The organism is Flavobacterium micromati (assembly GCF_900129585.1).
Lineage (GTDB): Bacteria > Bacteroidota > Bacteroidia > Flavobacteriales > Flavobacteriaceae > Flavobacterium > Flavobacterium micromati.
The window spans coordinates 44,246-59,404 of the sequence record NZ_FQWF01000007.1; the positions used below are offsets into that span (position 1 = coordinate 44,246).

Sequence of the window (15,159 nt, forward strand, 5' to 3'; positions counted from 1 at the left end):
ATAGTATTATGGCCATCAAAAAAAACAACAACCAAGTAAAAAGAACCGATAAAAACAGTGCTTATTATCAAAAGAAATTTTGGAAAATATTCTTTATTGGACTTGGAAGTATTGGATTATTCTTCTTGTTTACCTCATGGGGGCTATTTGGTGCAATGCCCTCTTTTGAGGACTTAGAAAATCCGGATTCTAACTTAGCGACCGAAGTTATTTCAGCAGACGGAGTAGTACTTGGGAAATATTTTCAAAAAAATAGATCACAATTAAAATATTCTGACTTACCCAAAAATCTAGTTCAGGCATTAATAGCCACTGAAGATGCTCGTTTTTATCAACATTCAGGTATTGATGCAAGAGGAACTTTAAGAGCTATTTCTAGTTTAGGAACTAGCGGTGGAGCGAGTACGTTAACACAGCAATTCGCCAAACAATTGTTGCACGGGGAAGGTTCGAAATTTCTGCCTTTTAGAATCAAACAAAAGGTACAAGAATGGATAGTCGCCATTCGATTAGAAAGACAATACACTAAAAATGAAATTATTGCCATGTACTGCAATGTTTATGATTTTGGAAACAACTCTGTAGGAGTGAGTTCAGCGGCAAAAACCTATTTTTCAAAAGAGCCAAAGGATTTAACTATCGATGAATCTGCCATTTTAGTTGGAATGTTTAAAAATTCTGGTTTGTACAATCCAATTAGAAATCCACAAGGCGTTAAAAATCGTAGAAATGTAGTGCTTTCGCAAATGGAAAAAGGTAACATTATTACTGAAGATCAAAAACTAAAGTTACAGAGCTTACCCATCAAACTCAATTTTAAGCTAGAAACTCATAAAGAAGGAACGGCTACTTATTTTAGAGAATATTTGCGGGACTATATGAAAAAATGGGTAGAGACAAATAAAAAACCAGATGGATCTGATTATGATATTTATAAAGATGGTTTAAAAATCTATACTACAATCGACTCGAGAATGCAATTGCATGCTGAGGAAGCAGTTACGGCACACATGGCAAACCTTCAGGAAGAGTTTTTCAATCAATCTAAAGGCAATAAAAATGCTCCATTTGTAAACATTTCATCTGCTGAAACGCAAAGAATTTTGAACCAAGCAATGAAATCATCCAGTAGATGGGCGGTTATGAAGTCAATGGAAAAAACAGATGAAGAGATAATCGCTTCGTTCAGCGAAAAAACTAAAATGACTGTTTTCTCTTGGAAAGGAGAAAAAGACACTATTATGACACCATTGGATTCTATCCGCTATTATAAACATTTTTTACAATCTGGATTGATGGCCATGGAACCGCAAACTGGTAATGTGAAAGCATGGGTTGGCGGTATCAATTATAAATATTTCCAGTACGATCACGTAGGTCAAGGAGCAAGACAAGTGGGATCTACTTTCAAACCATTTGTTTATGCAACTGCTATTGAACAGTTAAATATGTCTCCATGCGACTCCATTATTGATGGTCCGTTTATGATTAGAAAAGGGCGCCACAATGTGACGGAAGATTGGGAACCAAAAAATTCAGATAACAGATACCGCGGGATGGTTACTTTAAAAAGAGGGTTAGCTAATTCTATAAATACCGTTTCGGCAAAGCTTATGGATAAAGTAGGGCCAGAAGCAGTTGTGGACTTAGCACACAAACTAGGAATTAAATCTGAAATTCCTTTTCAACCCTCTATTGCACTTGGAGCAGTTGAAATAACTGTTGAAGATATGGTGGCGGCTTACAGCACTTTTGCCAATCAAGGTGTTTATATGAAACCGCAATTTATATCGAAAATTGAGGATAAAAGTGGTGTAATCATTTACGAACCAATTCCAGAATCACACGATGTTTTGAATAAAGATATTGCTTATGCTGTAATTAAATTATTAGAAGGCGTTACAGAAGGCGGCTCGGGAGATCGTTTACGTACTACAGGCGGTGGTAATGGAGACAACAGATGGACAGGATATCCATACCAATTTAGAAACCCTATTGCTGGAAAAACGGGTACCACTCAAAACCAGTCTGATGGTTGGTTTATGGGAATGGTTCCAAATCTTGTAACGGGAGTCTGGGTAGGTTGCGAGGATCGCTCCGCCCGCTTCAAAAGTATTACTTATGGACAAGGAGCAACTGCAGCTTTACCTGTCTGGGGTTATTTCATGAAACTTTGTTACGCTGATCCTTTATTAAAAGTATCAAAAGCATCCTTCGATCGACCGCCAAATTTATCAATAAAAGTAGACTGTTATGTGCCTAAAAAAGTAATAGACACAACTGCTGTAGAGCAAGATACCGGGGAATTTGAATTGTAAAATTCCTTTCTTTAGGAGCTTAATCCCGCTATTTATTACAATCTTTTTATAGTCAAACCTTTCAGAATTTGACAATAAAAAGGATTTCCATTGCAAACGAAGTTCACTGAACTCCAATAGAAATAGAAAGTTAGTGAAGTAATCGGGGCTAGGGCATTAGTTTTTATAACTCAAATAATGAAACACTCTATTTTTAGAAACAATTTTATCTTTTTAATATATAATTAGATTATTACAACTCATTTTATGATTAACAAAAAAGTAAACAACGTTCAAGATGCACTTCAAGGTATCGAAAATGGTATGACGATTATGTTAGGTGGCTTTGGATTATGTGGAATACCAGAAAATTCGATTGCCGAATTAGTTCAAAAGGAAACGACTAATTTAACTTGTATTTCAAATAATGCAGGTGTTGATGATTTTGGTCTTGGATTGCTTTTGCAAAAGCGCCAAATCAAGAAAATGATATCCTCTTACGTAGGAGAAAATGCCGAATTTGAGCGCCAAATGCTCTCTGGCGAACTTGATGTTGAATTAACGCCACAAGGAACATTAGCCGAAAAATGTCGCGCTGCTCAGGCAGGAATTCCAGCATTCTTTACTCCAGCTGGTTATGGAACGGAAGTCGCTGAAGGTAAAGAAACGCGGGCATTCAATGGAAAAATGCACGTGATGGAATTAGCATATGAAGCTGATTTTTCTATCGTAAAAGCGTGGAAAGGCGACGAAGCTGGAAATCTTATTTTTAAAGGAACAGCAAGAAACTTTAACGCATGTATGGCGGGTGCTGCAAAAATTACGATTGCAGAAGTGGAAGAATTGTTGCCTGTTGGTTCATTAGATCCCAATCAAATTCACATACCGGGGATTATGGTGCAACGCATTTTTCAAGGTGAAACATTTGAAAAAAGAATAGAACAGAGAACAGTAAGAAAAAAGTAATCAGTCTTTAGCGTTCAGTCGTGAAAATTAAACATTTAATGAAAATCTTAATGAACCTTAATTTCTTAATGGTTTAAAATATAAATTATGTTAACAAAAGAAGACATAGCAAAGCGAATTGCAAAAGAAGTTAAAGACCGATATTACGTAAACTTAGGAATAGGTATACCAACATTAGTAGCAAACTATGTTCCCGATGGAATTAATGTTGAATTTCAAAGTGAAAACGGCGTTCTGGGTATGGGACCATTCCCTTTTGAAGGTGAAGAAGATGCTGACATCATCAACGCGGGTAAACAAACCATCACGACTCTTCCTGGGGCAAGTTTTTTTGATTCTGCTTTGAGTTTTGGAATGATTCGCAGTCAAAAAGTAGATTTAACCATACTTGGTGCAATGGAAGTTGCCGAAAATGGCGACATAGCCAATTGGAAAATCCCAGGTAAAATGGTAAAAGGAATGGGTGGCGCAATGGACTTGGTTGCTTCTGCCGAAAATATTATCGTCGCAATGATGCACGTGAATAAAGCAGGTGAGTCTAAAATTTTAAAACGTTGTACTTTACCATTGACTGGCGTAGGTTGCGTTAAAAAAGTGGTTACAGAACTTGCTGTTCTGGAAGTGACTTCAAAAGGTTTTAAACTTCTCGAACGTGCGCCAGGAGTTTCTGTAGAACATATTATTGCCGCTACTGAAGCAGAACTGATTATTGAAGGAGAAATTCCCGAAATGGTTATCTCTCACTATTTATAACCTCTTTGGATAAAAAATATTGATTGCGATTCTGAAACAAAGACAATTTAATTATGATATAAAAAAATCCCGATTGCCATTGCGAGCTCTCGGGATTTGCTAATTTCATCAATTACCTTAAACGTTCATAATCATAAATTTAGCTGCAGTTGGCTGTTAAAATTTAAAACGCAATAAAATTTCATTAGTATTTCTTGCTCTTGCAAGGCTAGCTCTTGTGCTCATTTCATATACAAAACCAAACATGAAGTGCTTGCTGATTGTAATTGTACTAATTGCAGCATAAGCTTGATCTGTTCTATAGGTCGCGCCAATCTCAAATTTGTTTTCAAATGAAAGCATGGTGTTTAGATCAATTGATATTGGTGCAGCATTTACATAGCGCACCATTGTTGATGGTTTGAGCGTGAATGAATCCGATAATTCAAAGTCATAACCACCACTAACGTAAAAATGAGGTCGATCTGTAGCTATTGTTGCAAAACCCATTTCGTTTCTCGCTTTTGTCGTATTTAGTAATCGAGGCACCGCTACGGAAACAAACCATTTTTCATTGCGCAATACGGCTCCAACCCCAATATTAGGGTTGAATGAACTGATGTTTGTTAGTGAATTATCCATCATTATATTATAGGTTTCTAATCCTGATAAGTTTACATCATAAAAGTTACCACCCGCTTTTAAACCAAAATACAAATCTGTATTTTGGTTCATTTGTACTTTATATGAAAAATCAATTGCAACAGTGTTTTGCTTTTCAATGAATGTTTGTTCATTGAGTACAGAAACTCCTATTCCCAAATTCTTACCAACAGGCATTCCAAAAGAAACGGTTTGCGTTGATGGTGCATCAGGTACACCCGTCCATTGCCTGCGAAGCGTACTTGTTAGTAAAGTTTCGTCATTTATACCAACATAAGCAGGATTGAATAAATTCATGTGATAACGAAACAAAGTAATGTTAGTTTCTTCCTGTGAGATCGCTTTAATACTCAGTAAAAGAACTATAACGACTATTATATTTTGTGCTTTTTTCATTTTTTTTGATCTTAATTTATTTAGTAATATAAATCCACCCCTTGTACTCTATTGAACCGTCATTACTAACATCTATTTGATAGTAGTAAGGTGCTTGAGGTAATTCTTCTAAATTATTTTTAAAATGACCATCCCAATCATTAGCGTAATTGTTAGAGTAAAACACTTCAGCTCCCCAGCGATTAAAAACACGAACGATCGTATTAGGACTATTCTCGATATTGTAAATAACCCAAGTGTCATTGACTCCATCTCCATTTGGAGTAATAGCTTGAGAAATGTTCAATCCTACTGCATCGCACACATCGCCTAATCCATCGCTATCTCTATCCTCTTGGCCAGGATTGTAAGTTATAGGACAATTATCAACTAAATCTAAAACTCCGTCGTTATCATCATCTGTATCGCATATATTCCCTATTCCATCTCCATCAGTATCTAATTGATCTTGATTTGAAATTAATGGACAATTATCTTGACCATCTATTATTCCATCCCCATCGGTATCAGAATTAAAAATATCAGAACGGATGGCTTTTTCATCAGCATTAATTTTACCATCGTTATCACAATCTGCATTATTCCATGCTACGCTAGTACTGACGGTTTGACTTATCAAAATAAAATTGCATAAGCTTTTTGGATCTGTTCCGTCCAATTTCTCTTTACCGTCTACAACACCATCACCATCGGTATCTGGATTTTTTGGATCCGTTCCATCTGTTTTTTCTTGTGCATTGGAAACACCATCACCATCGCAGTCGGAAGTATTCCATGCTGGATTTGGCGAGAGTGTTTGACTAGTCAAATTAAACTCACAAGGATTATTAGAATTGGTGTTATCCAGTAATTCCATAGTATCAGTAACACCGTCACCGTCAGTATCACCCACTAGTATCGTTAGCAATAAAGTAACTGACCCAGCATTATAGTTTTCATTGGCAGCTTGATAAGCAGTTATTGTAGTTGTGCCTGCGCTGACTATTGAAACAGTTGTACCGGTAACCGAAGCAATGTTTGGACTGTTACTAATGAAAGTAAATGCTCCTGTGCTGTTACTAGATGGTACGGGTAAAGTAAAAACTGGATCAATATCAAATTTCAAAATATTTACAAATGAACCTATAATTGGATTAGCTTTTGCAATTTCAAAAGTATAATCCGCTGACGTTACTCCAGTATAATTTGTATCTGAGGCAATTGTTGCTACTACTTTGTACGTCCCAGCATTAGTTGGTAATGTAGCACTTGGCCCGTAAGTTGTCGATCCCGTTCCTTCATAAACATAAGAAACTACTCCAATTGAACCTGTTGCATTTACTGTTGCAGGTCCCTGCCCTGTTCCAGTATAAGTGAAATTTGTATTTCCTGTCACTGAAATAGTTGAAGTTGCGGCGGCAATGTTAAAAGCATAATCCGCTGATGTTACTCCAGTATAATTTGCATCTGAAGCGACAGATGCTACAACTTTATACGTTCCAGCATTCGTTGGTAATGTAGCACTTGGCCCGTAAGTTGTCGATCCCGTTCCTTCATAAACATAAGAAACTGCTCCAGTTGAACCTGTAGCTAATACTGTTGCAGGCCCTTGAGCTGCACCAGAATAAGTGAAATTTGTGTTTCCTGTTACTGAAATAGTTGAAGTTGCTGCGACAATATTAAAAGCATAATCCGCTGACGTTTCTCCGTTATAATTTGCATCTGAAGCGATAGTTGCTACTACTTTGTACGTTCCGGCATTTGTTGGTAATGAAGCACTTGGCCCGTAAGTTGTCGATCCCGTTCCTTCATAAACATAAGAAACTGCTCCAGTTGAACCTGTTGCTAATACTGTTGCAGGCCCTTGAGCTGCACCAGAATAAGTGAAATTTGTGTTTCCTGTTACTGAAATAGTTGAAGTTGCTGCGACAATATTAAAAGCATAATCCGCTGACGTTTCTCCGTTATAATTTGCATCTGAAGCGATAGTTGCTACTACTTTGTACGTTCCGGCATTTGTTGGTAATGTAGTACTTGGTCCATAGGTTGTTGAACCCGTTCCTTCATAAACATAAGAAACTGCTCCAGTTGAACCTGTTGCTAATACTGTTGCAGGCCCTTGCCCTGTACCAGAATAAGTGAAGTTTGTATTTCCTGTTACTATAATTGTTGAAGTTGCTGCGGCAATGTTAAAAGCATAATCCGCTGACGTTACTCCCGAATAATTTGCATCTGAAGCGATAGTTGCTACTACTTTGTACGTTCCGGCATTTGTTGGTAATGAAGCACTTGGCCCGTAAGTTGTTGAACCCGTTCCTTCATAAACATAAGAAACTGCTCCAGTTGAACCTGTTGCTAATACTGTTGCAGGCCCTTGCCCTATTGCAGAATAAGTGAAATTTGTATTTCCTGTAACTGAAATAGTTGATGCTTCTTTATTTACCGTTAGCACACCTACATTAGAAACTATATTTTTACATACATTATTAATAGCAGTAACCATCACACGATATTGTACAGTGTCTAGTGATATTGTAGCTGCCGTTACAGCTAATGTATTAGTTGTAACTCCAGAATACGGAGTTGTATTACTTAAGCTTGTCCATGAAACACCGCTGTCCGTACTTATTTGCCATTGGTACCTCAAGTTAGTCGCATTGTCAGTTGCTGGAGGAATTACATAACTAGGCACACCGGCGGTAAAAGTCGTTGTGTTAAGCGATATTGCTTCAACTGTAAATGTTGTATCACTTCCAGCAATCACGCTTGTGTTTAATGGTTGCGTACTAATGGAAGCGTTAGTTGCAGAAGTTGCATTTATGTAAGCGCCTGAATATGTTGCTGCAGCAAGAGTAACCTGACCATTTGAATTTACTGGCGCTATTGCTCCTCCACTTTGTCCAAACTGCTGGTTAGCAGTAGCGCTAGTAGTATTGCCGTAATACTCATTAGAATCAGAACAACCATCGTTGTCTGAATCTAAGTCTAAATGATTAAGTATACCATCACCATCGGTATCTAAAACTTCGTAGTATGTTAGGTAATCTATTGCCAAGAATGTACTATTCCCCGGAACCAAGTTGCCAGTATCTACAAAATTTTTAGACGTTGGCACTAGTAATATTCTATCATAATTATATGATGAGCTGAACGAAATTAAGAATCTTTTCCATGCTGTACTATTATCAATTAGGTCACTTCTTCCTAATAAATCAACACCGTTCAGAGTCGCAATTGCGGCGGTGTTCGCCTGCTGTCCTGCAGTTGGGTCAGGGGTACCTACTCTAATACCATAAAAATCAAAGTGTCCAGGGTGCGTAAATTCAAAATTGGATTGAGAGCCTAAATCCATCTGATATGCTAAAAAACTTAATTGATAAGGTATGCCGCTTAACAAAAATTCATTATTCCTTAATGTGATTAAAACTGTTTCTTGTCCATAGTTATCAGGGGAATGGAGACCCGAGAAAGAAATACCATTTAATGCATTTATTTGTCCTATTAACGTAGGAGGATTTTCAAAATATCCAGCTGAACCAGTCGAATTTCTAATTTGACTACTACCTATTGGAAACGCATTTTCAAAACTATCGTATCCATTTGCTCTTGACCCTGTGGGATTTTCAAAATCTTCTATTACTTTTATGGAAAAACCCTCATCAGTATCTAATATTCCATCATTGTCGTCATCTAGATCTGTCACATCGGGTATACCATCACGATCATTATCTGCATTAATAGTAAAAACATAATCTACAGAAGTCGCTAAATCAAAATTTGTATCTGCTGCAACAGTCGCTACGACTTTGTACGTCCCTGCTGCTACTGGCACTATATTACTTGGACCATAAGTTGTTGAGCCTGTTCCTTCATAACTGTACGTAATTGTCCCACTTGAACCAGTGGTAGTACTCGTTGCTGGACCTTGTCCTAATCCATTAAAAATATAACTTGTTGCTCCATTTACTACAATTGTTGATGCTGCTTTATTTACCGTTAGCACACCTACATTAGAAACTATATTTGTACATACATTATTAATAGCACTAACCATCACACGATATTGTACAATGTCTAGTGATATTGTAGCTGCCGTTATCGCTAAGGTGGCAGTTGTAACTCCAGAATACGGAGTTGTATTACTTAAGCTTGTCCATGAAACACCGCTGTCCGTACTTATTTGCCATTGGTACCTTAAGTTAGCGGCATTGTCAGTTGCTGGAGGAATTACATAACTAGGCACACCGGCGGTAAAAGTCGTTGTGTTAAATGATATTGCTTCAACTGTAAATGTTGTATCACTTCCAGCAATCACGCTTGTGTTTAATGGTTGCGTACTAATGGAAGCGTTAGTTGCAGAAGTTGCATTTATGTAAGTGCCTGAATATGTTGCTGCAGCAAGAGTAACCTGACCATTTGAATTTACTGGCGCTATTGCTCCTCCACTTTGTCCAAACTGCTGGTTAGCAGTAGCGCTAGTAGTATTGCCGTAATACTCATTAGAATCCGAACAACCATCGTTGTCTGAATCTAAGTCTACATTATTTTCTATGCCATCTCCATCAGTATCTGGACACAAACGAATTTCGCTAAATAAAAAACCTGGTGCACCAGCTGTACCTTTATTGTCAATGTCTATTCTGGATACTTTATTTGCACTAAAATCAAAGTAAGCCAAATTAGGTCTGTGGAAAGTGTTTTGACCACCAGGTGCAGTTGGACTTAGATCGACAAAACCCACCCCAGCTGTTTTAGTAATGTTAGCTCCAAGATCATTAAATGTGGTTGGAGTTCCTCCTGGATATGTTCCCGAAGTACCCTCTCCGCTAGCAGTGATAAACGAATTTAGATTTGAATACGGAACTCCATTCTCGTCGTAAACGATTACTCTAGTGATTTCTCCCAGAACGTCTATATCCGTAACTGCAAATTTGATAAAAGCAGGCTGATTTAAGCGCATTATTTGAACAGCATCTCGATCGGGATAAACATAAGAAATAGGAGTTCCTGACGCGTAGAATTCACTGGCACTAGAGGTGCTCTCGGTGTATTCATAAATTTCACCAGTTCCTGTTTTTGTGTAATCTATATTTAATATCCCTACTGCTTGTGAATATCTTTGACCAGATGTTATTTCAGTAACAGAACCAGCAGCAAAATCGCCGTTTGACGCTCTTAAATCAATACATTCATCAGTATCTAATATGCCATCGTTGTCGTCATCCAGATCTGTAATATCTTCAATTCCATCAGCGTCAGTGTCCTTAATAACCCTTACTTCTGATACATTTGAAGTGACATTTCCACAGGTTCCTGAAACTATAACATAGTAATAGGATGTTCCAACCGTGGTAGTTAAGGGAGTATAAAAAGTATTGGCAGCCGCAGGAATTAATGATCCTGTTGTGTTATTATTTACTGTATTCTTGTACCAGGTATACTCCACAGCGGCACCAGTAGCTACAATACTCAAATTATTTGGAATTTGATTCTGAAAAACAGTTTGCGTAGCTGGAGTTATTTGATTTGTTATAGATGTGCCGGGATTAACATTTACCCGTGTTTTTGAGTATCGGTCGCCCCCGCCTCCAGTAATTTTAACGTAATAATAAATAGTACCAACAGTGGTAGATGGCGGAGTGTATGATGATGTTGTTGCTCCACTTATTATTGTTCCAGTTATAATGTTATCAAAAATATTTCTATACCATTGATAAGATACATTGCTACCAGAGGTTGTTACTGCTAAAGCCGTAGCTACAGCATTCAGACAAATGTCTTGCGGAGTGGCAGGTTGGGTGACAATATTAAATGTGGGGCATGCACTTATGGTTACATTAACCGTACCAATAGCACTATTATTATTTCCGTCATTAATGGTATATGTAAATGAACGTGTAGCTGGTGTGTTATTAGATGGCGTAAATGTTATTGTTTTATTTGCATTTACAACTATTGTACCACCAGTTACGACAATTGCGGAACCTATCGTGAAGTTATTGCCATTAATTTTGGTAATAGTAAGCACATCATTTTCAGGATCTGTATCATTATTTAAAACAGCTATATTTACAGCTTCTGAGCAATTTGTTATAGTAGCTTCGTTGGTTGCAATAGGGGCATCGTTTACTTGAAAACCAACAGCTGGATTGTCTATCATATACGTACTTCCAGCAGAGCTTCCCGCACCGTAAAAATAATATCGTAATTGGTAGGCTTGACCATTGATAAAAGTTCCGCCACTGACAATTGCACCTGCAATCCCCGAATTTGTACGATTATAAACTGGCACATCCTGCGATATTATAGTATTACTATTTGTTACAGGATTAAATAAAACTAAAGCTACCCTTCCATTGTTAAAACTTGCTACACGTCTTCCTACTGAAAAAGAACCAACTCGCACAGTGGGTCCTGGCGAATTTAGTACAACAGTCGTAAAAATATAATCATCATTGAGAAGCGCTTCCTCTAATGTTGAAGAAGCAATACCATTAACTGAAAATACTGTAGCGGTTCCGCCAGTCCTGTTAGTAATGTTAGAAAGATTAGCGCCAGGACCTCTAGCCATTGCTGAAGCACTAGTAACTAAGCCATCAAAGTACGCATTTGGTGTATTTGGGGGACTATCCCCAAAAAAGACCACTCCGCCATTATCGGTCCACAGTATACTTTTAAAATTGTTAGATCCAGCATCGATATTAGTCTGAAAAGATTTTGAAATTTTATCATTTGCTTTGAGTATGGCCATCTTCCCAATTACACTGGCATTAAATTCATCCTTGATAAATGCATTTATTAAATATATACTCGGGAATTTATCAGCTACATTTCCAAAGGAACTCGCTTGATATGTTTTTTTATTTAAAGAATCCTTTGTGTAAAAATTTTTGGATCGATCTGCAAAAGAATTTACAGAAAAAATTAATGTGATCACAAAAATAAATAAAAGGGAAAAGCGATAGTGGTAAACTTGTTTCATAAATTGGGTAGGTGTAATTTTATTTAAAATCTTGTAAAAATTGAAAGAATTAGTAATCGATTTTTCATGTGAATCTTATTATTGTTACTGCGATTTTATTTGTTTAAAGTTAATTCTACATTCCAAAATATTAAATTTATCGAAGAACACTCATACGACTTTATTTAAAGTAATTTTTGAAATTTAATAGTAGTAACATTTAAAGTTTTTTTAGGGAAAATCATTAAATATTATCAATTAGAAACAATGCTTAATAGAAAGTACTATTGTAAGTAATTTTGTTTTCATAGATAATTGTTTTGTGTTACTTTTTTTAAATTATTAACTCTACTATTTTAACATGTCAAAAAAATAAAAAATTATAAAATTTTTGTAGCGCAAATATATATTGTTTGTCAGATAATAAAAGATTAAAAGCAATTATAATCGATAAAATACATATTTAACCTAATTTAATGTGCAATAACTTATAAAATTGAAAATCAAAATAATTTTTTAAAGGTAAAAGCAGTGAAATAAAAGTGGTTCTACAAAAATTAAAGCATAAAAATCCAAATGTAGAGTATCTACAAACTATCCTTTTATGAACACGTTGCCGAGAACTTATAAAAAAAGTGGTCATAAAAAAAGAGGCGGAATTCTTTCGTAGAAGTTCCGACTCTTTTTTTATAACATGTTCAAGGATTAGTTTCTAAATCCTAGCATCACAAAAATGAAAAATACAATAACGATAAGTCCCAATAGAGCGCTATCATCCTCCATTAACTCATCCATCGGTTTTTGTCCACCGAAATAAATCCATTTACAAATATTACTTACAAAAAGAAATAAGTTTAAGAAATAATTTCATTATTTTTTTTTAAAAAAACCAAGTCGCTACAAATATTGCAGTAATCACACAAATTAAATCTATAATAAGCATCGCTCCTAAAGCATAACGAGTGTCTTTTATGTTTACAGAACCAAAGTAAACAGCAATAACATAAAAAGTGCTTTCGGCGCTACATTGAAAAATACTACTCAATCTTCCAGTTAGAGAATCGGCTCCAAAAGTATTCATAGAATCTATCAAAAATCCTCTTGATCCAGCTGAACTAAAGGGTCTTAATAAAGCAACGGGCAAAGCATCAATAATTTGCTTATTTACCCCAAAATTAGAAAAGACAAAAGCTAAACCATTACTTATAATATCAAACAAACCACTATTTCTAAACAACGAAATTGCGGCTAACATTCCTAACACATACGGAAAAATTGTAACTCCAGTTTTAACTCCGTTATTTGCTCCTACCACAAATGCATCAAAAACAGTAGTTTTGGCCTCGGCAAATAATTTCTCTTTTCGAAACGCATAAATTAATGTAAAGCCAATAATTGCCAATAATATCAACCCCGAAAGATTAGAAGTGAAATAATTTTTTCCAATCAGATCCAATTGATTTACATACAGCAACAAGCCGATGATAGCTCCAATTAATGTTATTAGACCAAGTACTAAAGAAGCACTTTTAAAATTGATTTTTTGTTTGATTCCCACAATGATAAAGGCGGCTATGGTACCAATAAACGAAGTAATTATACAAGGTAACATTACATCAGCAGGATTAGTAGACCCGGCGGCAGCACGGTAACCAATAATAGATGTGGCAATTAAAGTTAAACCTGATGCATGCAAACACAAAAACATAATTTGCGCATCGCTGGCTCTGTCTTTATCCGGATTGAGTTCCTGCAAACTCTCCATTGCTTTTAACCCAAAGGGAGTTGCAGCGGAATCTAAACCTAAAAAGTTAGCCGCAAAATTAAGCGTCATGTACGAAATAGAAGGATGGTTTTTAGGGATGCTCGGAAATACTTTTACAAAAACAGGACTCAATACTTTGGCTAATTTACCAGAAACTCCTGAAATAATTAGCAGCTCCATCAGCCCACAAAAGAAAGCCAAATAGGCAATAAGCGGAATAATAATGTCAACTAAACTGCTTTTGCACGTTGCTAACAAACCATCTGATTTTTGAACGCCACTGTAAATTTTTACGGTTTTATTCTTGAAAACATAAGTCGTATCAGCATTACTTTTATCGACATCAACAATCATAACTTGATCTGGAGCTAGTATGATGCTATCTTTGATAAAGGCAGGTATTTGATCTATATATTTTTCGGTAATTAAAATCGGATCATCTTTCTTTCCGTTTAAAATATGGTCAATCGTGTAACTGTCCCCCGAAAACAAACTAAAGACTACAAATACAATAGAAGAAATAAAAATGACCAACCAAAATCTACTCAATACCATAATCTAATTTTTTGTAAATGTAAAAAAATTAACCGCAAAGTCCGCAAAGGGATTCGCGAAGAGCACAAAGCTTTTTTTTTAATTTGAAAAGATACTGTTTTAGAAATTGTTCTTACACATGAATAATCTCTTCCTCTATCAACAAATCCTCCCGTCTTAATCTCAGAAAAATTTGTGCTACAGCAATAGTGTCTTTCTCACAATACGTTACAATTCGATCAATATCTTTATCTACATAAAAAACGTGACCCACTTGACTGCCATCGATATCGCCTTTCGGAGTTGGAATTCCGAGTACTTTACACATTAATTTTAATGAAGTGTAATGCTTGTAATCGCCAAATTTCCATAATTCTAAAGTATCTAAATGGGGAATTTCCCATGGCTTTTTGCCAAATAAATTCAACTTGTTTGGAATTGCAATTTGATTTATAATCATGCGTCGGGCCAAAAACGGTATGTCAAATTCCTTGGCATTGTGCCCGCATAAAACATGTTGGGGTTGGTTAAAATGAGTGTTAAGCAAATTATTAAAATCAAGCAACAATTTCTTTTCTTCTCCAAAAAAAGAAGTCACTCGAAAGTTTCGAATATCCCCTTTGATAGTAAAATATCCTACCGAAATACAGACAATTTTACCAAACTCAGCCCAAATACCCGCACGATCATAAAAATCCTCAGGCGTATATTCGTCTTTCCGCTGATATTGCGTTTTGTGTTCCCACAGCTCTTTCACTTCTGGATCCAAAGCATCAAAATCTTCGGATTCCGGAACAGTTTCTATGTCGAGGAACAAAATATTATTGAGGTTGATTTTTTCTATCATTGCTTTCTTTTTTAAACGC

General features: G+C 36.2%; 7 protein-coding genes. 3 read left to right on the forward strand and 4 right to left on the reverse strand.

What is annotated here, in order from left to right; all coding sequences use genetic code 11:
* Positions 1–8 precede the first annotated feature (8 nt).
* The 3 genes from BUB42_RS08725 (at position 9) to BUB42_RS08735 (ending at position 4,016) form a co-directional block, all read left to right on the forward strand.
* Complete coding sequence (locus tag BUB42_RS08725; protein ID WP_073019272.1) at positions 9–2,318, forward strand: penicillin-binding protein 1A; 2,310 nt, start codon at positions 9–11, stop codon at positions 2,316–2,318.
* Positions 2,319–2,564: 246 nt separating this feature from the next.
* Positions 2,565–3,263, forward strand: coding sequence for a CoA transferase subunit A (locus BUB42_RS08730; protein WP_073019274.1), 699 nt, complete (start codon positions 2,565–2,567; stop codon positions 3,261–3,263).
* An 87-nt stretch (positions 3,264–3,350) separates the two neighbouring features.
* Positions 3,351–4,016 (forward strand): CoA transferase subunit B, encoded by a 666-nt coding sequence (locus BUB42_RS08735; protein WP_073019276.1) that lies wholly within the window; start codon positions 3,351–3,353, stop codon positions 4,014–4,016.
* A gap of 156 nt (positions 4,017–4,172) precedes the next feature.
* On the opposite strand, the gene BUB42_RS08740 is transcribed toward BUB42_RS08735, so the two are convergent.
* The 4 genes from BUB42_RS08740 to BUB42_RS08755 all read right to left on the reverse strand — a co-directional run bounded on the left by BUB42_RS08740 (position 4,173) and on the right by BUB42_RS08755 (position 15,140).
* On the reverse strand, positions 4,173–5,054 hold the full coding sequence (locus BUB42_RS08740) for a PorP/SprF family type IX secretion system membrane protein (RefSeq protein WP_073019278.1): 882 nt from the start codon (positions 5,052–5,054) through the stop codon (positions 4,173–4,175).
* 16 nt (positions 5,055–5,070) lie between these two features.
* Positions 5,071–12,015 (reverse strand): T9SS type B sorting domain-containing protein, encoded by a 6,945-nt coding sequence (locus tag BUB42_RS08745; RefSeq protein WP_073019280.1) that lies wholly within the window; start codon positions 12,013–12,015, stop codon positions 5,071–5,073.
* An 859-nt stretch (positions 12,016–12,874) separates the two neighbouring features.
* On the reverse strand, positions 12,875–14,314 hold the full coding sequence (locus tag BUB42_RS08750) for a nucleoside recognition domain-containing protein (RefSeq protein WP_073019282.1): 1,440 nt from the start codon (positions 14,312–14,314) through the stop codon (positions 12,875–12,877).
* A gap of 112 nt (positions 14,315–14,426) precedes the next feature.
* Complete coding sequence (locus tag BUB42_RS08755; protein ID WP_073019284.1) at positions 14,427–15,140, reverse strand: 3'-5' exonuclease; 714 nt, start codon at positions 15,138–15,140, stop codon at positions 14,427–14,429.
* Positions 15,141–15,159 lie beyond the last annotated feature (19 nt).